Source organism: Christiangramia pacifica (genome assembly GCF_057221535.1).
In genome coordinates this window covers 961,908-982,239 of sequence record NZ_CM170146.1, presented here as the reverse complement: position 1 = coordinate 982,239, position 20,332 = coordinate 961,908, and the positions used below count along the sequence as shown (strand labels likewise).

Below are 20,332 nucleotides of genomic sequence, written 5' to 3'. Positions count from 1 at the left end.
TCATTATATCTCAATTTGACAAATTATGGAACATCTCAGACAGTTATTGAACCTTATTTCTCCTATTAATTTCCACATTTGGGAAAGCAAGATGATGAACACTCAAAAAATAGCATTTCAGGTTTTCCTTTTTGGATTGTTTTTTACGATCCTGGGTTGTGGTAACGATGATTCTCTAAGTGACGCAGGAGGAGCCGAAGTTTTCTTTTCGGATGAGACCTATAGAATTGTAGAATCTTCACCAGATCCTATAAGAGTACCAGTCAATCTGGACAACGGATATCATTCTGGTGGTTCGGTAACGGTAAGCCTTGAAGGAGCTATTTTGGGTGAAGATTATACGCTAGATCAACCAGGGGAAACATTCGAATTGATTTTTGCTGAATCTGAAACCACAAAATTTTTCAACATTACTCCTATTGATAATACTATACTAAATCAGGATAGAGAGATCGAGATCAGGCTTTCCAATCCTTCTGAAAATTTTGAGCTCGGGCAAAACAGGTTTTTACAAATCATATTTCTTGATGATGAAGAAAGAATGACTGCGGAAGTAAGTTTTGATCCACTTGAATATGAAGTTGAAGAAAATGACACACTTGACATTCCAATTGCTTTCAATAACCTATCCACAGATGGTGGAACGATCCAAGTAGTTGCCGGTGGAGGTGATGCTATTTATGGTGAAGATTATATCCTTGAAGGAGCTAACGAAGATGGTGAAGTTACGCTGAATGTAGAAGCTTATGCCGATTCTGCAACATTAAGGGTAATTGCACTGGATAATGAGGAATTTGAAGATAATAAAGAGTTCAATATTCAGATCTTGGAAGTTTCAGGAGAAATTGAAATCGGAGAAAGTTCGATAGCTACTGTTACAATACTGGAAGATGATGAATCGCCTTTTGCAAGTCTTGGCTTTGATGCAAGTAATGCAAATATGGCTGCTGAAAATTCAGGCAGTGTAATTTTAAATATCAATTTATCTAAACCTGCTGTAGGAAATCAAACATTTGAAATTAATTATAGCAATTCCTCAACGGCTATTTTGGGAGAAGATTTCAGTTATCTGAATGGGGACACCTCAAATCCTTTAACTGTTAATTTGGAAGATGGTGCAACGAGCGCTTCAGTTACTTTAGAATTGATCGATGATGAAGAAGAAGAAGGTGATGAAACGATTATTCTGAATATTGCAAATGCAAGTGGCGACCTTCAGATAGACCCAAATAATTCTACATTCACATTTACCATTCAGGATGACGAAACCGAGAACTCCGGTGGTGCAGCATACAGTTACTTGGAAACTTTTGAGAGTGCTGAGGATTTGACAGAGCCTCAATTATCAGATTTTGGATATGCATCAGAGGTGTCTTCAGCAACAACAGTGGCAATGCCTGAAAGTTCTTCGATTTCATTGAATAATGCGGATGGAAAATTTTCAGATGCAGACGACGTGAATGCAACTTCAGATTGGGGAATTCAAATGGGTTACGTGAATAAAACAACAGACGGAACATCCAGTGGTAGTATAGATAATGTTGTGATCTCTCCAGAATTAGGAGCAGATGATGGTAGTTCTTATAGTTTCACCTATGATGCCAGCTACTCAAAACCAAATTCTTCGGCTGTTGTAGAATTATATTATTCTACTGATAGTGATGGAAGCTCTTTTAGTAATGGAAACTGGACTATGGCTGAAAGCTTTACAGAAGCGACTATGGGTGCAGACCGTAATGCTTTTGATAGAAGAACGGTAACTATACCGGTTTCAGGAAAATTTCATGTTGCAATAAGAATAACTGCAGTAATTGGAGATGCAAATACTAGCGATGATGGAACCAGATGGAGGTTCGATAATATTAGAATTTCCGATGAATAATTTAAAAATCTATCAATTAACCTATAACCTACGCTAAAACAATTAATAAACTAAAAATTTAATGATGAACAGATTACTAGGAAAAATCGCATTGATTGCGTTCACAGTTTTCGCTCTTACCTCCTGTAACAAGGATGATGATGCGGCTGATGAGAACACTGGTACAGTAAGCTTTAGCGCTGTATTAAATGAAATGATGAACGACCAGAACAGGGCTCCTGAAGATTTGCCTGATTGTTCTGATGCAGATCCTGCATACGTAGACGTTATTGTTACCGGTCCGGTTAACATAGGTTCGGTAGCTGCACCTTACAGAGTAGATCTTGTAGATGCAGGAGGAGAGTTTATTACCGCAGAAGATGATGAGTTAACCAATATTCCTGCTGGAAATTATACTCTAACATATTTTGTTGTTTATGATGCTGAAAATAATCCAATTTGGATCGCTCCATCAACTGGAAACTTTGAAGATTTTGTACCAGAACCACTGCCTCTTTCATTTGAGGTATTGTCTGGAGTAGACAACGAAGTGAGCGTAGACGTTTTATGTTTTGAAAACAGAATATTGAATGAATTTGGAAATCTATTCTTTTCTTTAGATCCTCATACAGCAATTGAATTTTGTATTGCAGGAAATACTTGTGGTGCTGGTGATGCTAGTTTTAGCACAACAGTTTATTCAGGTAGCGACGATACTGGAAGTCTTCTTTATATGGATATGGCAAACACACCTGGAGAAGCTCTTTGTATGGCACTTCCAGATCTAGATGGTGAAGACCAGTATTATTTTGAAATTTCTATGGATGGTGCTGTTATTAGAAGCGGAGTAATAACTGATTCTGATGTTAAAGCGCTTCATGATGGTGAAACCAACATTGACCCTTATATTTTCTACGAAGGAGATGCATGTACTTCTACAGATAGCCCAGACTTGTTTGGAACAGGCGGAGGAAATACTGGTGGAGGAGACGGTGGAGTTACCGGCGGTTCTTTTGCTATACCTTACACAGAAACTTTTAATACTGCTACAGCAGAATCAACTTTAGCCGACTTTGGTTACTCGACTGAAAATCTTTCAGGAGAAACTGTGACTGAGCCAGGAACTGCAAGTTTACTGGAAAACACCTTCCCAACTCTTGCAGATGCAACTGTAACTGAAACAGCATACGGTATCCAGTATGGATATGTAAATAATGCCGCTGAAACTAGTAACGGAACCGTTGACAATGTGGTGAAAACTTCAGCATTTCAAGCAACTGCCGGAGACTATACATTAACTTATGATGTTGGATATATAAAAAGTCATGACAATCATTCTGTTGAGGTATATTTTTCTGATGATTCTGATGGATCTTTCGAAAACGGAACTTGGACAATGATTGATGAGGTTTCAGAAGAAGATTTAACTGCAGATGGTGTTGGACGTCAGGAATTCCAGAGAAGATTTGCTACTGTTAGCACGTCAGGTAATTTCTATGTCGCATTTAGATTTAGAGCTGTAATTGACGCTGCTGATGAAGGTACACGTTGGAGAATTGATAACATCCAGGTAGAGGCCGATGATTCTACTGGAGGCGGAGATACCGGAAGTGAATCTGATGATGTTATTTCCTATTTCGAAAGCTTCGAATCATCTACTGCAGATGATAATGTTCAGACTTATAACTATATGAATGAAATTCTGGCAGCAACAACGGTTGCGGACCCAGAAAGCACTACATTTTCACTTACAGGTAATGATAAATTTGCCGCTGAGTCTGATGTTACAAGTTCTTCCACATGGGGACTTCAGGGAGGTTATGTAAATAAAGACGATGGAGGGGCAACTTCAGCCGGAACTGTCGATAATGTGATTGTGAGTCCTTTATTCACAACTTCTACCGGTGGTGCTTATAATCTGACTTATGATATTGCCGAGTCTGCTGGTTCTGATGCTTCAACCCTAAAGGTGTATTATTCTGAAGATTCAAATGGATCTTTTGATAATGGAACTTGGACTTTACTTGAAACTCATGATCAAAACAATTCAGGTCCTGGAAGACAGGAGTTTGGAAGAATTACTCAGTCAATTAATGTTTCTGGTGATTTTTACGTAGCGTTTAGACATGAAGCGACTATAGGAGCTTTTGATGCTAGTAATAATGCAACTAGATGGAGACTTGATAATATTCGAGTTGCGAATCAATAGAATTTTCAAGATTCTTACTTGAAAAGTTTAAAAGTAAGATATATGAATTCACGGCCCACCATGGGCCGTGGGTTTCATAATTAACTGAATAATAATCATAAAAATTTAGAAGAATGAAGAGGATAATAATGAGTTTAATTTTAATGATAACCGTAAGCATTTCTGCTTTCAGTCAATCTCCAAAAGCCGAAGCAAAGGCTGAAAATAAAATGGAGAAACTTTCAGAATGGATAGAAGCGGGAAATGCTGATGTAGCACTTTCTGATGATCAGGAAGCTAAAATTGAAGAACTCTATGCTCAGATGCGAAAAGAAATCAACGATTTGAAGGATGATTACCCTGAAAAAAGCGGGGATTTCGACAAACAAAGAAAGAAGATCAGCAAAGAATATAACAAGCAGATCAATAAAGATATTCTTTCAAAAGAGCAGCGCAAAGCTAAGCGTAAGGGTAAAAAAATAATGAAGAACAGCTAATTTTGATAAAAGCTGTTAAACAAAAATAATTCCCCTTTCCATAATACACTTGATGGTGTAAAGAGTTTGCAAAGGGGAATTAATTTTGTAATAATTTTAAGATTCACAGGTCTTTTGGAGGTCCTGATCCAAACTCCAGAATAGAACACCATAAATTTCTTGCTATTTATGCATTTAAAATGCAGGAAATCAATTTAAGATAGGCCTGTTTCGAAATATGGTGTATAAGATTAAAGAGGCACTGGTTCAATAAACAATACAATTATGAAATTAAGATCTGAAAAGCTAAAACACCTGTTCTTAAAGCTGAATATTGCACTACTGTTACTCGCAATAACGTCTTGTACTTCAGAAGAAGAAAATCTTCCCGATACCAATACAAGCCTCAAATTTCAGATCGAATTAACTTCTTCAAATTTAAATAGACAAAGCACTGCAGATTTACCAGATTGTTCTGAAAATACACCTTCATATGCGGAAGTAGTGCTAACCGGCGCAGAAAATGTAGGATCCATTGCCAATCCTCAAAGAGTTGATTTTGCTTCAGATTCTGAAACTGAAAATTTAGACCTTGCTCCTGGAAATTACCAGTTAGTACATTTTTCGGTATATGATGAAAACGATACACAGATCTGGATCGCACCAACAGATTCAGAATTTTCAGAATTTGTATCGAATCCATTGCCTAATTCTGTAAATGTTACTTCTTACGAGCAAAGTAGTTTAACCGTGCAGGTGGTTTGTTATGAAAATCGAACATTGATCGACCCCGATGCGATTACGGCGGCAGAATATGTTTCAGAGCTTGGCGTAGGTTTCGATGTAACCTGGTCTGAATTCAACAAGTACATGGAACTTTATTCTTCTCAGGTTCCGCAAGATTTTGCGGATGCTGGTTTTACCAATGTTCGTATAAGAATGAATGAAGAGAATCCTGATGCACAATTTATTACAGATCTTAGAAACCAGATTTCTCAGAGTATTGATAACGGGATTTATCCAATTATTGCCTATCAGGGTCACTATCTTGAAGAAACAGCTACATCAGATGAAGATGGAAGAGAACATCTTGTTAATTGGTGGGGAAATATGGCTAATGAGTTAAAAGATTTTGGGCCGGAATTAGGATTTAATGTACTTGTGGAAATTTCAGGGAGGTATAAAGAAGACTACACAGCCATGAACAGTTTCTATGAAGATGTGTATGACACTATTCGATCAACCAATCCCACCAGAAACATCATATTTCCGCCGGTAAGTATTTCTAATCCGGAATATCTGCAATTTCTTGAAATTCCTGGTGGTGACGATCCTTATGTGATGGCAGAATGGCATTTGTATGCGGCTGGACCTAAGAAAAGTCAGAGTAAAAAATACTGGGTAGATGGTAGTACTGCAGAAGAGAGAGAAAATGTAACAGGACCAATTGAAACTGCTGTGCAATGGATGAATGAAACCGGACACGTAAGCTGGGTTGGAGCCTGGATGGCTGGAAATTATAACAAGGAAAACGAGTATTCAGTTGAAGAACAGGTGGATTTTGCAAGCTTTATGACCAGAACACTCGAAAAATATAATATTCCTCATTCGGTAAATGCCGGTAATAAATATTACGATTATGAAACCAATTCCTGGTTAAACCGTACTACCGATGTTGCAGGTATTCCGGTTAGAGACGCTATTTTAGATCCAGATCAGGCCGCTATATATGCCGGGGCTGATTATACTGGTGATTCCGCAAGATTGGCTGTAGGGACTTATAATTCTTCAGATCTCAGCTCTATGGGAATGAACAATATTACTTCAGTAATGGTGCCTTTCGATTATGAGGTTACTGTTTATGATGGAGATAACCTTACCGGGAACTCTCAGGTTTTGGATATTACCACCAGGGATCTTGGTAGCTATAATGTTAGATCTATGGAGGTAGTTTATTTGAATTCGTATTAACACCTCAGAAAGGTGTGACCGAAGAATATTTACACTTAATAAGAAAAAAAAAATGAAAAAATTAGTTTTTACCCTGTTGCTGGCTATCGGGATGATGGCTACAGGTTTTTCCCAGAATGACAAAGTAAAAGAAAAAGCTCAGGAAAAAGTAGAAGAATTGAATTCGCAAATTGTTGCCGGTGATGCCAGCCTTGCATTGAATGAGGAACAACGAGAAAGGATTTATGATCTTCAGGTTAAAAGGATCATGGAAACCAGGAAACTCAAAAAAGATGGTGCTGATAAAAAAGAAATGAAAGAAGCGAATAAAAAGTACATGCAGCAGATATTTAAAGAAGTTCTTACCAAAGAACAAATGAAAGCACGAAAGTCTGGAAAAGACGATTCAGAAGATTAAAGTTTAGGTTTTTACTAGGAGAAAGGTAGTTGTAATAGCTGCCTTTTTTCATTTTTATTATATTTCAGAAGAGTAAACAATCATGAAAAAAATATCACTCATATTATTTTGTTCCATTGTGCTGGTTTCCAGTGGCTGTAAAAACGACAATAAGGAAGCAAAAAAGGTAACTACTGAAAAAGTCGAAACAAATTCTTCAACAAATAAAACTGTTGACGTTGAAGATCTACTACAACAGCAGCCTGATAGTATTGAAGCTCCGGAAGGAATGGTTTGGGTTTCGGGAGTGAAATTCACCATGGGGGCGCAGGATAACGATCCTTACGCTTTACCTCGTGAAAAGCCGGCACATCCTGTAGCTGTAGATGGCTTTTTCATTGATGAAACGGAAGTCACAAATGCAGAATTCAAAAAATTTGTGGAGGAAACTGGATATAAAACAGTAGCTGAGAGACCTATTGACTGGGAGGAAATGAAAAAACAACTGCCCCCGGGAACTCCGAAACCACATGATACCATTTTACAGCCTGGTTCTTTGATCTTCAGAAAAGAGCTGGAAAATGTCAATAACCTGAACGATTACAGCCAATGGTGGGAGTGGAAACGAGGAGCAAATTGGAAACATCCTCAAGGTCCTGAGAGCTCTATAGAGGGTAAAGATGATTTCCCGGTAGTTCACGTAGCTTATGAAGATGCGCTGGCCTATGCGAATTGGGCTAATCGAGATCTACCTACGGAGGCTGAATGGGAAGCAGCAGCACATGGAAAATTAAATGGAGGTATTTATACCTGGGGAGATGATGAAAGCAAATTAAACAAAGAAGCGAATACCTGGCAGGGACAATTTCCAGTGAAGAATATTCCAGAAGACGGTTATAAATATGCATCACAAGTAAGATCTTTTCCAGCGAACAGTCTTGGAATTTATGATATGGCCGGTAACGTATGGGAATTTACCAAAGACAATTTTGACATCAATTATTATAATACCGCTTTACAACAAGGTGAACTTTTGAATCCAAAGGGATCTACTGTATATAATAATCCCGATAGTCCGTATCAGAAAGAAAAGGTCATCAAAGGCGGCTCTTTTTTATGTAATAAATCCTATTGTTCCAGTTATAGAATTTCCGCAAGAATGGGTTCCACAATGGATTCAGGATCAGATCATCTAGGATTTAGAACAGTTCTAAGAATTCAAAAATAGCTTTAGGGTTTTTCAATTGAAAATATAAACATTAGAAACCTTTGATATGATGATCCAGATAATGGATGTTTTATAGAAGGCTAAGGATGTTATAATTTATAGCCATATGATCTGATTTCTATTAGGTCAGGAATTTGCAATCACTGAGTTGACAAACACAAATTTGTCGGCATTAGGCGAGTTTCAAATTTTTTAAATAAACCTGCGGTTCTTTCTGAAAAAGTTTTACCCTCCTTTAACTTGTTTTTTTAACTCCATCAGAACTTATTCACGAGTCAGAATAATAGATTTCACCAAGCCTTTTGAAACTGCTTTCGTGCTATTGGGAAAGTTTCAGTTTTTAATTTGCTGCTAGCTATTTCAGTGAATATACTTGTAATCTAATTAAAAGCTAGGAGAGCAATAGTTCTCATTTCTGAATATTGAAACGGGAATTAGTTTTGAAATGCAATCATCGTAGGAAAATTAGTGAATAAACCTTGAATTGAATTCACTTATTATTTACATTTGAAGATTAGGAAGATGTTGGTTATTAGTGAGATAAGTGATAATAATACAAAAAAAGTATTTGATTTATAATCATTTACTAAAACTAAATATTCTAAAATTCCGTATTTATAGGTAATGGATTGGACGTGAAAATTTGCTTTGGTTTTGCCAAAGGCAAATCGATGATGGAAAATTCTTACCTTAGGCGAGAAATTGTTATTAGAAAATTGAAATTTCAGGCATATGCCGAAAAAAATTACCTAACATCAATGGGGCAGATTAAATGCATATTCCTTATTCTGGCGCTATTTATTGGAGTGGCAGGAACCGCCTATGCTCAGAAAGAACCGCCTGCTCCAACCGAAAAGCGTCATAAAGGTCCGCCTTGTGACCCGGGGAATGGTAACGGAAACGGAGGAGGTCCATCTGTTCCAGTAGGGCTTTGCCTTCCTATTGATGACTATGTCTATATTTTGATGGCTGTAGGAATAATGTACGGTTGCTATAAACTTCGCAATTTTGAGACTGCTTAGGAGAATTCGCTTATCCTCTTAACATACTTTCCAATTACATCAAATTCAAGGTTCACCAAATCACCCTTTTTTAAGAACTTAAAACTTGTATGCTCGTAAGTGTATGGAATTATAGCTACACTAAATTCATTCTTCTTTGAATTGACCACGGTAAGACTTACACCGTTCACTGTGATAGAACCTTTTTCAATAGTCAGGTTTCCAGCCGCAGGATCGTAATCAAATGTGAATTCCCAGCTTCCATCCTTTTCAATTTTTGCGATGCAAGTAGCGGTTTGATCTACATGTCCCTGAACTATATGGCCGTCTAGCCTGTCACCAAGCCTCATCCCTCTTTCAAGATTAACCGGGGAACCTTGCTCAAGTTTTCCAATATTGGTTTTGTCAAGGGTTTCCTTAACCGCAGTAACGGTATAAGATTTGTCCTGAATTGAAACTACGGTAAGACAAACACCATTATGAGAAACACTTTGGTCTATCTTTAGCTCTGGCGTCATTTTCGCAAGAACCTGAAGATCCAGATTCGATCCGTTTTTTTTAATCCCTGTAATTTCGCCTATTTCTTCAACTATCCCTGTGAACATTGTTTTCTATAATAATGGTTACATTTGTGTGTAAAATTAAAATATTATATCGGGAAAGTTTATGAAACAAGGCGAAATGATCAAATTAGGAATTAGCATTGGAGATTTGAATGGAATTGGAAGTGAAATTGTGCTTAAAACCTTTGACGATTCCAGAATGCTGGATTTTTGCACCCCGATTATCTTTGCATCTTCCAAGATTCTCAATTTTTTAAAGAAACATTACAGGTTATCCATGCATTTTCAGGGGATAGATCATCCAACAAATGCTATAGACGGAAAAGTGAACGTGATAAATGTTTGGAAAGAAAATGTGAACATCAATTTTGGGGAAGAAGATTTGAAGATTGGTGACTATGCTTTCAGGTCTTTGGAGGCGGCCACCAAAGCTCTTAAGAAAGATGAAATAGATGTCCTGGTGACGGCTCCAATTAATAAAGCGACCATACAGTCTGATAAATTCAATTTTCCGGGGCATACAGATTACCTGGCTAAGGAGCTTGGAGGAGAAAGCCTGATGTTTATGATCACAGATAATCTGAAGATTGGCTTGCTTACAGATCATGTGGCCTTAAAAGACATTTCTTCAGTAATTACTCCAGAGCTTATCGAAAAAAAGATCAAAACGATCCAGGATACCTTAAGAAAGGACTTCAGGGTTCAGAAACCTAGAATTGCGGTTTTAGGAATTAATCCGCATAGCGGAGATAACGGTGTAATTGGGAAAGAAGACGAGGAGACGCTAAAACCAACGATCAAGAAAATCAGGGATAAAGGAGATCTGGTCTTTGGGCCTTATTCCGCAGATAGTTTCTTTGGTTCGAAAAATTATAAAAATTTCGATGCAGTTGTAGCCTCATATCATGACCAGGGATTGATACCTTTTAAAACCCTATCCTTTGGAAGGGGAGTTAACTTTACTGCTGGTTTAAATAAGGTAAGAACATCACCAGATCATGGTACGGCATTTGAAATCGCAGGTAAGAATGAGGCAAATATAAATTCCTTTAAAGAAGCTGTTTTTAAAGGGATAGAAATATTTAAAGCAAGAGAAGAATACAAGGTTTTGACGGAGAATCCGTTGAAAAAACAAGGTAAGAAGATATAAACAAAAATTTGTTTATAAAAACTACATAATTGATTAATTTTTATATCTTTGCACCCGCCTTAACGGAAACTTAGGGCACTCAAAACTGAGGAGAGATGAGGAATTTAGCAGAGTTTACAATTCCTTTCAAGGGATTAAAACTTGGAAAGCACCAGTTTGAGTATGAGTTAGATAACAGGTTCTTTGAACATTTTGAGTACGAGGAATTCAACAGTTCAGATGTTAAGATCGATCTGTTGTTCGAAAAGAAAAGCACCATGATGGAGCTTACTTTCAGAGCGACAGGAACAGTGAATGTAAACTGCGATCTTACTAATGAACCCTATGATCAGCCAATAGACAATCAATTGTTTCTGGTGATCAAATTTGGAGATGAATTCAATAATGATGATGAAGATTTGCTTATAATACCTCACGGTGAATATGAAGTGAATATTCAGCAATATGTGTATGAATTAGTGGTGCTTTCTGTACCGCAAAAAAGAATTCATCCGGGCGTTGAAGACGGAACATTAAAATCTGACGTACTTGATAAGCTAGAAGAGCTTAGTTTGAAAAATCAGAAAAAGAAAAATGAGGACGATATAGATCCTCGCTGGGACAAATTAAAAAATTTACTAAACGAATAATTAACAGGAAGCCATGGCACATCCAAAGAGAAAAATCTCGAAAACCAGAAGAGATAAGAGAAGAACACATTATAAAGCTTCAGCTCCAAAAGTTGCTGTAGATTCTGTAACAGGTGAAGCACACTTGTATCACAGAGCTCACTGGCACGAAGGTAAACTTTACTACCGTGGTCAGGTATTAATCGACAATACTGAAGAAGTAGAGGCTTAATCTAGGACTCAGAGCTTCAAAAAATACAGAAACTCTCACATCGTGGGAGTTTTTTGTTTTTAGTTGATTAAGTCCTAAAAAGACCTTAATTTGCACGCCGGTTATAATTAATTTTAGTAATTTTCTATGAATGAAGATATTGTTTATAGACCGGTGAAGGGTGAATTAAATCCAATTTTATGAATAAAATCACAGCAGCTATAACCGCTGTAGGTGGCTATGTGCCTGAAGATGTTTTGACCAATGAAATGTTGGAAAAAATGGTGGAAACGACCGATGAGTGGATCACCAGCAGAACAGGAATTAAAGAGAGGCGCATTCTTAAAGACCCGAACAAGGGAACTTCATATTTAGCAATCCAGGCAGCAAAGGAAATTCTTCAAAAAACCGACCTGGACCCGAAAGAAATAGATCTTATTATTATGGCGACTGCCACTCCAGATATGCCCGTTGCGGCGACAGGAGTTCATGTGGCATCAGAAATTGGAGCGATCAACGCTTTTTCTTATGATCTGCAGGCAGCTTGTTCTAGTTTTTTATATGCGATGTCTACTGGTGCCGCTTATATTGAATCTGGTAGATATAAAAAAGTGCTTGTAATTGGCGCTGATAAAATGTCTTCTATCATAGACTATACAGATCGTACTACCTGTATCATTTTTGGAGATGGTGCGGGAGCTGTTCTTATGGAGCCTAACGATGAAGGCCTGGGACTTCAGGATGAAATTCTTAGAAGTGATTCTATTGGTAGAAACTCATTAAGAATTGAAGCCGGGGGATCTTTAATGCCTCCTACGGAAAAAACGGTTGCCGAAAAATTACATTTTGTGAAGCAGGATGGGAAAACTGTCTTCAAATTTGCCGTTTCAAATATGGCCGGAGTTAGTGCTCAGATCATGGAAAGAAATGAACTCACTAACGAAGATGTGAACTGGCTGGTAGCACATCAGGCTAACAAGCGTATCATTGATGCAACTGCAAATAGAATGAACCTTAACGATGAGCATAAAGTGCTGATGAATATCGAGAGATATGGAAATACTACTTCCGCCACATTACCACTTTTACTTAGCGACTACGAAAAGCAATTTAAAAAAGGAGATAACTTAATATTTGCCTCATTCGGAGGTGGCTTCACATGGGGAGCTGCTTACCTGAAATGGGCTTATAACTCATAAAAAAAACTAACACCAATTATTATGGATTTAAAGGAAATTCAGAATCTGATAAAATTTGTAGCCAAATCTGGCGCAAGTGAGGTAAAACTGGAAACAGGAGATGTAAAAATTACTATTAGAACAGGTTCAGACGAAAAGGAAACTACCATAGTACAGCAGGTTCCGGTGGGAGGGCAGCAGATGCCACAAATGCCGGCTCAACAACCTCAACAGCAGCAAGCTCCTGCTCCACAAGAAAGCGCACCTCAGAAAGAGGAATCTAAGCCCGCTGCAGATGACGATTCAAAATACATCACCGTGAAGTCACCAATTATTGGTACATTCTATAGAAAACCTTCTCCAGACAAGCCTACTTTTGCTGAGGTTGGAGATACGGTTAAAGAAGGAGATGTTCTTTGTATCATCGAAGCGATGAAACTTTTCAACGAGATTGAAAGTGAAGTCTCAGGAAAGATCGTAAAAGTATTGGTAGATGATTCTTCTCCGGTTGAATTTGATCAGCCATTATTCTTAGTAGATCCGTCATAATTTACTGCCCGTTTTAACAACTGCAAGCCCTTTCAAGGGCTTCAGAACTTTAAAAGCAACTAGGTATGTTCAAAAAAATATTAATTGCCAACAGAGGTGAGATCGCACTTCGCGTGATTCGCACCTGTAAAGAAATGGGTATTAAAACGGTTGCAGTATACTCTACTGCCGATGCTGAAAGTTTACATGTAAGATTTGCTGATGAAGCAGTTTGCATTGGACCGGCACCGAGTAACCTTTCTTACCTTAAAATATCAAATATAATCGCGGCTGCAGAAATAACTAATGCAGATGCGATACATCCGGGATACGGATTCCTTTCTGAAAACGCGAAATTTTCAAAGATCTGTGAAGAGCACGAGATTAAATTTATCGGTGCATCTCCAGAAATGATCGCCAAGATGGGAGATAAGGCGACTGCAAAAGCAACAATGCGTGCTGCAGGAGTTCCATGTGTTCCAGGATCTGAAGGGATTTTAAAAGATTACGATGAATGTCTCAAACTGGCTAAGGAAATAGGATTTCCTGTAATGCTGAAAGCTACTGCCGGTGGTGGTGGTAAAGGTATGCGTGCTGTGTGGAAAGAGGAAGATCTTGAACCAGCGTGGGAATCTGCCAGAAAAGAGGCAGATGCTTCTTTTGGGAATGACGGGATGTATATGGAGAAGCTTATTGAAGAGCCACGCCATATCGAGATCCAGATCGTGGGAGACATTAGCGGTAAAGCCTGTCACCTTTCTGAAAGAGATTGTTCTGTTCAGCGTCGTCACCAGAAATTAACAGAAGAAACTCCTTCTCCTTTCATGACCGATACCCTGCGTAAGAAAATGGGTGAAGCTGCCGTAAAAGCTGCTGAATTCATTAAATATGAAGGAGCCGGAACGGTTGAATTTCTTGTAGACAAACACAGAAATTTCTACTTCATGGAGATGAATACACGTATCCAGGTAGAGCACCCAATTACAGAACAGGTAATTGATTACGATCTGATTCGTGAGCAAATTCTAGTAGCTTCCGGAGTGCCAATTTCAGGAAAAAATTATTTTCCACAATTGCATTCTATCGAGTGTAGAATTAATGCGGAAGATCCTTATCATGGTTTCAGGCCATCGCCAGGAAAGATTACGAATCTTCACGCGCCGGGTGGACACGGAGTAAGAATTGATACTCATGTTTACAGCGGATATATCATTCCGCCAAACTATGATTCCATGATAGCAAAATTGATCACTACTGCTCAAACGAGGGAAGAAGCGATTAATAAGATGAAGCGTGCACTGGATGAGTTTGTAATTGAAGGTATTAAGACCACGATTCCTTTCCATCGCCAATTGATGGATCATCCAGATTATGTGGAAGGAAATTATACGACAAAATTCATGGAGGATTTTAAAATGAAACCTCTGGAAGAATAAAAATGAGCCCCGGTTTTTCCGGGGTTTTTTTATATCTAATATTTTGTAATTTCAGCATTACTAAAACCAATTTATGAATTTCTCTTTCTGGGAAACTGATTCGTGGTTCTCGAATATCGATTATTGCATTGTTGGAAGCGGGATCACCGGTCTAAATTGTGCTTTAACATTACGTGATACTTTGCCGGATGCCAAGATCCTGATTTTAGAAAAAGGCATGTTGCCGGAAGGAGCGAGTACCAAGAATGCTGGTTTTGCCTGTTTTGGGAGTATTTCAGAGATCCTGGACGACCTTAAGACCCATTCGAGGCAAGAAGTAATGCAATTGTGTAAAAAGCGAAAAAAGGGCCTGGAATTGCTTCGGAAGAATTTAGGTGATGATAATGTAGATTTTCAGAATCTGGGAGGATATGAACTATTCACTGAAGCGGATAAAGATCTATATGAAGAATGCCTGAAAAGAATACCGGAAGTAAATGATCTTCTAAAGCCTGTTTTCCATTCTGAAGTATTCGAGATTGCAGAGAATAATTTTGGCTTTAGAAAAATTCAGCCAAAATTGATCTTTAATAAATATGAAGGCCAGTTAGATACCGGTAAAATGATGTCTGCCCTGGTGAAAAAAGTGGCTGAAAATAATATCAGGATTCTCAATGGTGTTTCAGTGACTGGATTCAAATCTAATCCTGAACAGGTTTCAGTCATTACAGAGAATTTTGAGATCGGTACAAAAAAGCTGATCATCGCGACAAATGGTTTTGCTTCCAAATTGGGGATTGAAGAAGTCAAACCCGCCCGTGCTCAGGTTTTAATTACCAAACCAATTGAAAACATTCCATTCAAAGGAACCTTTCATTTAGACAAAGGCTACTATTATTTCCGTAATATTGGGAATAGAGTTTTATTTGGAGGTGGCAGAAATCTTGATTTCAAGGCTGAAGAAACTTCAGCAACAGGTTTAACTTCCTTAATTCAGGATAATTTAAAAGAACTTTTAAAAACCTGTGTGCTGCCTGATACCGAATATGAAATAGAGCAGGCATGGAGCGGAATCATGGGGGTTGGGGAGCAAAAGAAACCTGTGATAAAAGAAATTGAGAAAAATATATACTGCGGAGTTCGACTAGGCGGTATGGGAATCGCAATTGGTAGCCTGGTAGGAAAAGAAATTGCAGAACTAGTCTTAAAACCATGATAAAAAAGTTATTCAGATTTATATTCAAGCTTCTACTGGGGCTTTTTCTATTCAGTATTTTCATCGTCGTAGTTTATAAATGGGTTCCGGTGCCATTCACACCATTGATGGCCATAAGATATTTTGAAAACCCCGAGGAATCGATACAGCATGACTGGGTTCCTATGGAAAATATTTCCAGTCATTTACAGCTTGCCGTGATATCAAGCGAAGATCAAAACTTTACAAAACATAGCGGATTCGATTTTGAAGCTATTGAAAAAGCGATGGCAGATAACAGATCCGGAAGAAAAATTCGGGGTGCCTCCACGATCTCTCAGCAAACTGCCAAAAACGTCTTTCTCTGGCCAGGCAGAACCTGGTTTCGAAAAGGAATGGAAGCTTATTTTACTTTTTTGATCGAGATCATCTGGACTAAAGAGCGAATTCTGGAGGTATATCTGAATAGCATAGAAATGGGGAAGGGAGTTTATGGCGCTCAGGCTGCCTCACAACATTGGTTCAAAAAGGATGCAAAAGACCTATCATCTTATGAAGCGGCTGCAATAGCGGCGGTGCTGCCAAATCCTAGAGAATACAGGGCCAATCCGGCATCAGATTTTATCCAAGGGAGGAAAAATTGGATCGTGCGACAAATGCAGAATTACGGAAAATTCATTCTTGATTAATGAAAAATGTTTCAAAAGAAAAGCTGATTCAGGCTTGCTATGATTACCTGGATACTAAAATTCTTGTGGTACGAAATGCGATGAACGGTCTTAAGGAAGATCTGGAAAATGAATCTAAAAGCAGTGCGGGTGACAAGTATGAGACGAGTAGAGAAATGATCAACATTGAGTGGAATAAGTTGAGCGTTCAACATCATCAATACGACCAGCTACGCATGATTCTGCAGAGAATAGAAGATCAGAAATCCACAGAAAAAATAGTGCTTGGAAGTATAGTGATCACAAAGTCTGCGAATTATTTTATTTCAATTCCTGCTGGAGAGATTAGGGTGGAAGATCAAGTATTCTATGCCATTGGTATCAAAGCTCCGGTCGCTCAAAAATTGTTTGGAAAAACTAAAGGTGATTTTTTTAACCTGAACGGTAAGGAAATTGAAATTCTGGAGGTTATTTAATTCGATCCTGAACTAATTCTTCAGTAATCTTCAGGTAGATCTTTTTACCTTTTTCCAATTCCTTAGAATGATCTACTAATATCTTTTCTCCGTTAAGATCGGCTTCAATCAGAAAGCTTTCTCCCTGGAAATAAGTATTCAGTACTTCCGCCTGTATCTTAGATTTCGAAACGATCTTTATTTCGTGAGGATATAATACTGCTCTTTTTCGACCATTTTTACCCTCCATGATATTCTTTAGCATAATATGGTTTACATCACCAAAAAGTGAAGCTACATATTTATTTGGTGGGTTTGTGTATAATTCTTCCGGGGTACCATCGGCATAAATTTTTGCATTTTTCAGCACAAAAGTCCGGTCGGCAAAAGATAGTGCGTCAGTGCTATCATGCGTAGCGATCATACAGGTTATTTCTTTCTCTTTCAAATAGGAAAATAATCGCCTTCTGAGGTTGTTTTTACGAAAGTGATCTATATGACTAAATGGTTCATCCAAAAGCAAAATTTCGGGTTCTTTGGCCAGTGCTCTTGCTAGAGCAATTCGCTGTTGCTGACCACCGCTCAACAGTTTCGCTTTTTTATCTGCAAGATCTTCCATCTCTACTACTTCCAGCAATTCCTTGATTCTTCTTTTCTTTTTTATAGGATAGAAATTACTCAGGTGTTTTCCAACATTTTCAGCAGCGGTCAACGGAAGCATGAGATCAAAATCCTGTGCAAGATATTTTATGAAAGGTTCCCCCGGTACCAGATTGTAATTTGGTCCCAACAGTTCTTTATCATTCCAAAAGATCTTACCATCGGTATGCAACAAACCGTAGATAAGTTTTAAAAGCGTGCTTTTTCCACATCCACTCTGCCCAATAATTGAGATATTCTGCCCCTTTTCCAGGCTGAAATTTATATTTTTTAGAATTGGTTCTTTATCGTAGGCGAAGCTTACATTCTGGAGTTTTAGCATAGAGATCAAATAGATATTCGAAAGTTAAAATAAAAAAAGCGCGGAACATAATCCGCGCTTTTAGTTTTTGGTATTTGAATAAGACTATCCTTTAATTTTGGTCAGTTCATTCGGTAAGGTTTTGAAACCCATATTATATAGCGTGAATCCAAAGATATCAGCATATTCTTCAATGATCATACTGGTAGGTTTTCCGGCACCATGTCCCGCTTTTGTTTCAATCCTAATAAGAACCGGATCGTCTCCAGCTTGTTTATCCTGTAATTCTGCCGCAAATTTAAAAGAGTGAGCAGGCACCACGCGATCATCGTGATCACCTGTAGTTACAAGGGTTGCAGGATATTCCACACCTTCTTTTACATTATGGACTGGAGAGTATCCATACAGATATTCAAACATTTCCTTACTGTCTTCAGAAGTACCATAATCATAAGCCCATCCTGCTCCGGCAGTGAAAGTATGATATCTCAACATGTCCATAACACCTACGGCCGGTAAAGATACCTGCATAAGTTTTGGACGTTGGGTCATCGTAGCTCCAACAAGTAATCCACCATTAGAACCACCTCTAATCGCAAGGTAGTCACTGGAAGTATAATCGTTATCGATGAGATATTCAGCAGCAGCGATAAAATCATCAAAAACGTTCTGTTTCTTTAACTTGGTTCCGGCATCATGCCATTTTTTACCGTATTCACCACCTCCACGAAGGTTTGGTACGGCATACACCCCGCCTTGTTCAAGCCAAACACTCATCGCAGTGCTAAAGCCAGGTGTTAGACTGATGTTGAATCCACCATAGCCATAAAGAATAGTTGGATTTTTACCGTTTAATTCAGTTCCCTTTTTATAAGTAATGATCATTGGTACTTTAGTTCCATCCTTGGAATCGTAAAACACCTGTTTGCTCTCATAATTTTCAGGATCGAAATCGATATTCGGCTTATTGTAAACTTCAGAAGTTCCCTTTTCGATATCGTATTTGTAAATAGTTCCCGGAGTTACATAGTTGGTAAACGAGTAATAAAGTACTTCTTCCTCTTCCTTGGCTCCAAAACCTCCAGCAGAACCAATACCTGGAAGTTCAACCTCGCGAACAAGTTTTCCTTCAGAATCATATTGCTTTACCTGTGAAATTGCATCCACCATATACTCAGCGAAGAAATATCCTCCACCTGTTGATGGGCTCAAAACATTTTCAGTTTCCGGAATAAAATCTTCCCAGTTTTCCGGCGATGGATCTGCAGCATCTACGCTTACTATTCTTTTATTTGGTGCATCAAGATTGGTAACGATATATAATTTACTGTCATCATTCTTGATCACGTAAGAATCTGTATTCTCATTATCCAGAATCGTTACCAATTCCGGATTTTCTTCGGTGAGATCCATAAGGAACAATTTTCCACCGGAAGTTGAATTTCTTGCAGAAATGGTAAGGTAACGATCGTCCTCAGTAACTCCACCACCAACGTATCGGTGTTTCTGATCTTCAGTACCACCAAAGATCACTTTGTCTTCAGACTGTGGAGTTCCAAGTTTATGATAATAAAGTTTGTGCTGGTCTGTTTTGGCAGAAAGCTCGCTGCCATCCGGTTTATCATAGCTGGAGTAGAAGAATCCGTCATTTCCTTTCCACGACATTCCGCTGAATTTCACGTCCTTGATAGTATCACCTAGAATTTCCATATTCTCAGCATCCATTACAATGATCTTTCTCCAGTCGCTTCCACCTTCAGAAATCGCATACGCAAAAGTTTTTCCGTCTTTTGAAAAGCTCATTCCACCTAGCGAAGTGGTTCCATCTTCACTAAATTTATTGGGATCCAGGAAAATCTCTGACTCTCCGTTTTCACCTTTTTTGCGGTACATCACGCTCTGGTTCTGTAGACCGTCATTTTTGAAAAAATAGATATAATCTCCTTCGGTAAAAGGCGCGCTTAATTTTTCATAATCCCAAAGTTTGGTGAGTCGCTTTTTCAACTTATCGCGGTAAGGGATATTTTCTAAGTAATTAAAAGTTACTTTATTTTCGGCCTTGACCCAGTTTTCAGTTTCTTCACTTCGGTCATCTTCCAGCCAGCGATAAGGGTCTTTTACTTTTGTTCCGAAATAATCGGTGACCGTATCTACTTTTTTAGTTTCAGGATAATTCAATTTGTTCTGGTTTTGACTCTGTGCATTCACTGCGCTGAAGAATAAGCTAACAGTAAGCACACATGGATAAAATTTTTTCATCGTTTTCTACATTGGTTGCCTAAAAATAAGAATAAAAAAG

19 protein-coding genes are annotated in these 20,332 nt (G+C 38.3%); 16 read left to right on the top strand and 3 right to left on the bottom strand.

Going from position 1 to position 20,332, the window contains the following annotated elements; translation table 11 throughout:
- The first annotated feature begins 25 nt into the window (after positions 1-25).
- The 7 genes from AC2S94_RS04640 (at position 26) to AC2S94_RS04610 (ending at position 9,122) form a co-directional block, all read left to right on the top strand.
- Entirely contained in the window at positions 26-1,882 is a 1,857-nt protein-coding gene (locus AC2S94_RS04640) for a Calx-beta domain-containing protein (protein WP_484630345.1), read from the top strand.
- Positions 1,883-1,943: 61 nt separating this feature from the next.
- Positions 1,944-4,070, top strand: a complete 2,127-nt coding sequence (locus tag AC2S94_RS04635; protein WP_484630344.1) for a hypothetical protein — start codon at positions 1,944-1,946, stop codon at positions 4,068-4,070.
- A 113-nt stretch (positions 4,071-4,183) separates the two neighbouring features.
- Positions 4,184-4,546 carry a hypothetical protein gene (locus tag AC2S94_RS04630; protein WP_484630343.1) on the top strand — a complete coding sequence of 121 codons (363 nt, stop codon included), beginning with the start codon at positions 4,184-4,186 and terminating at the stop codon, positions 4,544-4,546.
- A 264-nt stretch (positions 4,547-4,810) separates the two neighbouring features.
- On the top strand, positions 4,811-6,496 hold the full coding sequence (locus tag AC2S94_RS04625; RefSeq protein ID WP_484630342.1) for a glycoside hydrolase family 5 protein: 1,686 nt from the start codon (positions 4,811-4,813) through the stop codon (positions 6,494-6,496).
- Positions 6,497-6,548: 52 nt separating this feature from the next.
- On the top strand, positions 6,549-6,893 hold the full coding sequence (locus AC2S94_RS04620) for a hypothetical protein (RefSeq protein WP_484630341.1): 345 nt from the start codon (positions 6,549-6,551) through the stop codon (positions 6,891-6,893).
- Positions 6,894-6,975: 82 nt separating this feature from the next.
- On the top strand, positions 6,976-8,100 hold the full coding sequence (locus AC2S94_RS04615; protein ID WP_484630340.1) for a formylglycine-generating enzyme family protein: 1,125 nt from the start codon (positions 6,976-6,978) through the stop codon (positions 8,098-8,100).
- Positions 8,101-8,858: 758 nt separating this feature from the next.
- A complete protein-coding gene (locus AC2S94_RS04610; protein WP_484630339.1) occupies positions 8,859-9,122 on the top strand; it encodes a hypothetical protein in 264 nt (87 codons plus the stop codon).
- Here the strand turns inward: AC2S94_RS04610 and AC2S94_RS04605 are convergent.
- Positions 9,119-9,706, bottom strand: coding sequence for a riboflavin synthase (locus tag AC2S94_RS04605; protein ID WP_484630338.1), 588 nt, complete (start codon positions 9,704-9,706; stop codon positions 9,119-9,121). The two genes, AC2S94_RS04610 and AC2S94_RS04605, sit on opposite strands and share 4 nt — an antisense overlap.
- Before the next feature lie 61 nt (positions 9,707-9,767).
- Here AC2S94_RS04605 and pdxA point away from each other — a divergent pair, with 61 nt between their 5' ends.
- From pdxA to AC2S94_RS04560, 9 genes are all read left to right on the top strand, one after another.
- Positions 9,768-10,814 (top strand): 4-hydroxythreonine-4-phosphate dehydrogenase PdxA, encoded by a 1,047-nt coding sequence (gene pdxA / locus AC2S94_RS04600; RefSeq protein ID WP_484630337.1) that lies wholly within the window; start codon positions 9,768-9,770, stop codon positions 10,812-10,814.
- Positions 10,815-10,909: 95 nt separating this feature from the next.
- The gene (locus tag AC2S94_RS04595; protein WP_484630336.1) at positions 10,910-11,443 is read left to right on the top strand and encodes a YceD family protein; all 534 of its coding nucleotides are present in this window, start codon (positions 10,910-10,912) and stop codon (positions 11,441-11,443) included.
- A gap of 13 nt (positions 11,444-11,456) precedes the next feature.
- On the top strand, positions 11,457-11,654 hold the full coding sequence (gene rpmF, locus AC2S94_RS04590; RefSeq protein WP_026932948.1) for a 50S ribosomal protein L32: 198 nt from the start codon (positions 11,457-11,459) through the stop codon (positions 11,652-11,654).
- A gap of 179 nt (positions 11,655-11,833) precedes the next feature.
- A complete protein-coding gene (locus AC2S94_RS04585) occupies positions 11,834-12,832 on the top strand; it encodes a beta-ketoacyl-ACP synthase III (RefSeq protein ID WP_484630335.1) in 999 nt (332 codons plus the stop codon).
- A 21-nt stretch (positions 12,833-12,853) separates the two neighbouring features.
- Positions 12,854-13,360 (top strand): acetyl-CoA carboxylase biotin carboxyl carrier protein, encoded by a 507-nt coding sequence (accB, locus tag AC2S94_RS04580; protein ID WP_484630334.1) that lies wholly within the window; start codon positions 12,854-12,856, stop codon positions 13,358-13,360.
- Positions 13,361-13,425: 65 nt separating this feature from the next.
- Complete coding sequence (gene accC, locus AC2S94_RS04575) at positions 13,426-14,775, top strand: acetyl-CoA carboxylase biotin carboxylase subunit (RefSeq protein ID WP_484630333.1); 1,350 nt, start codon at positions 13,426-13,428, stop codon at positions 14,773-14,775.
- Positions 14,776-14,848: 73 nt separating this feature from the next.
- Positions 14,849-15,970, top strand: coding sequence for an NAD(P)/FAD-dependent oxidoreductase (locus tag AC2S94_RS04570; RefSeq protein WP_484630332.1), 1,122 nt, complete (start codon positions 14,849-14,851; stop codon positions 15,968-15,970).
- Positions 15,967-16,638 carry a monofunctional biosynthetic peptidoglycan transglycosylase gene (gene mtgA, locus AC2S94_RS04565; RefSeq protein WP_484630331.1) on the top strand — a complete coding sequence of 224 codons (672 nt, stop codon included), beginning with the start codon at positions 15,967-15,969 and terminating at the stop codon, positions 16,636-16,638. The genes AC2S94_RS04570 and mtgA overlap by 4 nt, the downstream gene beginning before the upstream one ends.
- Positions 16,638-17,093 (top strand): transcription elongation factor, encoded by a 456-nt coding sequence (locus AC2S94_RS04560; RefSeq protein WP_484630330.1) that lies wholly within the window; start codon positions 16,638-16,640, stop codon positions 17,091-17,093. Before mtgA ends, AC2S94_RS04560 begins: the two co-directional genes overlap by 1 nt.
- Here the strand turns inward: AC2S94_RS04560 and AC2S94_RS04555 are convergent.
- Together AC2S94_RS04555 and AC2S94_RS04550 are read right to left on the bottom strand one after the other, a co-directional pair.
- Complete coding sequence (locus AC2S94_RS04555; protein ID WP_484630329.1) at positions 17,086-18,054, bottom strand: ABC transporter ATP-binding protein; 969 nt, start codon at positions 18,052-18,054, stop codon at positions 17,086-17,088. The two genes, AC2S94_RS04560 and AC2S94_RS04555, sit on opposite strands and share 8 nt — an antisense overlap.
- Positions 18,055-18,138: 84 nt before the next feature.
- Positions 18,139-20,292, bottom strand: a complete 2,154-nt coding sequence (locus AC2S94_RS04550; RefSeq protein WP_484630328.1) for a prolyl oligopeptidase family serine peptidase — start codon at positions 20,290-20,292, stop codon at positions 18,139-18,141.
- Between the last annotated feature and the right edge of the window lie 40 nt (positions 20,293-20,332).